The sequence below is a fragment of the Candidatus Symbiothrix dinenymphae genome, assembly GCF_001431085.1.
Window position 1 is genome coordinate 1 of record NZ_BBRU01000011.1, and the last position, 1725, is coordinate 1725.

Annotated in this window: 5 protein-coding genes; 1 reads left to right on the forward strand and 4 read right to left on the reverse strand. The window is 43.7% G+C overall.

The genetic code is table 11. The features are described 5' to 3' along the window. The coding region (locus ASC50_RS00305; RefSeq protein WP_226995287.1) for a hypothetical protein at positions 1 to 260 on the forward strand (260 nt) is incomplete at its 5' end. 289 nt (positions 261 to 549) lie between these two features. On the opposite strand, the gene ASC50_RS00315 is transcribed toward ASC50_RS00305, so the two are convergent. The 4 genes from ASC50_RS00315 to ASC50_RS00330 form a co-directional block, all read right to left on the reverse strand. Next, entirely contained in the window at positions 550 to 804 is a 255-nt protein-coding gene (locus tag ASC50_RS00315) for a hypothetical protein (protein ID WP_055432222.1), read from the reverse strand. A gap of 81 nt (positions 805 to 885) precedes the next feature. Continuing rightward, positions 886 to 1215 (reverse strand): type II toxin-antitoxin system PemK/MazF family toxin, encoded by a 330-nt coding sequence (locus ASC50_RS06965; RefSeq protein ID WP_055432223.1) that lies wholly within the window; start codon positions 1213 to 1215, stop codon positions 886 to 888. Continuing rightward, complete coding sequence (locus ASC50_RS06970) at positions 1208 to 1414, reverse strand: hypothetical protein (RefSeq protein ID WP_055432224.1); 207 nt, start codon at positions 1412 to 1414, stop codon at positions 1208 to 1210. Before ASC50_RS06970 ends, ASC50_RS06965 begins: the two co-directional genes overlap by 8 nt. A 75-nt stretch (positions 1415 to 1489) precedes the next feature. Continuing rightward, positions 1490 to 1725: transketolase C-terminal domain-containing protein (locus ASC50_RS00330; protein WP_304518297.1), on the reverse strand; the 236-nt coding region annotated here is incomplete at its 5' end.

Genomic DNA, 1725 nt, shown 5'->3' on the forward strand with positions numbered 1-1725 from the left:
AAAAGAACCGTAAAAAACCCTTGTGCGAGCGAGACAGCCCCCCGTTAGGTAACTTGTGTACATTCGGGGGGCGGAACTTTCCCGCCACTATCAAAAACGCGGCAAAGACGAAGTATCCCGCGTTCAGATTCGACCGCGATGCTAAGAAAATCATTAAAGGGAAAAAAGTGCTCTATCAAGTAGCGTTGGAGAAAAGAGAAACCGAAATTGAAGCAACGTTTAAAAGCGACGGCAGCTTTGTAAAAGAACATTATGATTAAACAAATATTTGATATTAAAGCATTTTATGATTATCCGCAATCATACCACTAAATAGCGTCTTCTGCAAGCTATTTCTGGTTTTGTCCCGCAGGGACAGCACTTTATTAACCGTAGACTTTAGTCTACGGGGTTCCTCCATTCCGTTAGGAATGGGTCGCTCGGTAGAAAAAGTTGTCCTCCCCCCAACCCCTGCATTCCGTAGGAATGCAACCCCATCAACATCGGTCGCATCCCTACGGGATGCGGGATTGGGGCGTGTAACTGCGTTTTCTACCGAGCGATTCATCCCTACGGGATGAAAAAAATCCCGATGGAGCTTCTTCCTTTTTGGTTGAATGTTCCGGTAAAAAAGATGGTGACTTTATCATAGTTTGCCGTCAGAGGCTTTCCCAAATAATAGACTTCACGCTTATCTGCACTGTGATATAAAGGAATGCCGGAGAGAACCTCCAAATGAGAATTATCCCAAGTGGGATTGCCTAACAATACCCACTCATCGGGATATTGCTGCTTTATTTCGTTGACGTTTACTGCTTGTTTCATCACTCTGCCATTTTTAGTTCGTGCTGCAAAGATACTGTTTGCCCCATTAATATTTATATGCTACAAAGTTTTTCAATACGCTTACTGTTCAATTCCAAGTATTTTCGTAAGTTTCATATCAATCTCATGTAGAATTTCAGGGCTGACCAAGCCCAATCGCTTGTCAATATTTGTCAACGGAATAGCCATAAGTTTATCTAAGCAAATATAACTGTCATGTAGCAGTCCATTGTATTCATCTGCGGCGACGAGCAAACGAACATCAGGGAACGGGGCATTTTCAGAAGTTATCAAAGCCAAAATACCTGTACTCGTTTGCAGATATTTTTCAGACTGTATCACCAGCGCAGACCTCGGTTTGCTAACCAAACCGGTCCAACGAACAGTCCATATTTCACCACGCTTAATCATTGAAATACTCCTTTGCAAACCCTGCAATGAACGCATCCATCTCATCTTCGGACTTAAAATCTTCGTAAAGGGATGATTTAGGGATAGCAGCAGAAACCGAACCCTTCTCAATTCCAACCACTTGACGGTACCGTGTGCGAGGAGCAATAACAGAAATACGCCTTTTCTCCTTACCGAGAGCAACTACTTGTCCATACATACCACATAATTTTTAATGTTACGGTCGCAAAGGTACAACAAATTTTTCAATCTACAACTACTCCAAACGGGGCAATCATACGATTTTTTTCGCAATACCCTCCGCATCCATCCCACACAGCCGATACAGTTCGGGAATAGTGCCATGCGGGATAAATTCGTCGGGGATGCCAATGCGCTGTATTTCAGGTGAATAGCCGTTTGATGCCATAAATTCCATCACTGCTGTGCCCAGACCGCCTTGGATGGTGCCGTTTTCGACTGTGAGCACGCGCTTGTAGTTTTTCCCAATTTCGTGCAATAGCTCTTCGT

What these genes read in the sequence shown, in the direction of transcription:
- ASC50_RS00315 (WP_055432222.1), bottom strand. Translation starts at nt 804, where the DNA reads ATGAAACAAGCAGTAAACGTCAACGAAATAAAGCAGCAATATCCCGAT.
- ASC50_RS06965 (WP_055432223.1), bottom strand. Translation starts at nt 1,215, where the DNA reads ATGATTAAGCGTGGTGAAATATGGACTGTTCGTTGGACCGGTTTGGTT.
- ASC50_RS06970 (WP_055432224.1), bottom strand. Translation starts at nt 1,414, where the DNA reads ATGTATGGACAAGTAGTTGCTCTCGGTAAGGAGAAAAGGCGTATTTCT.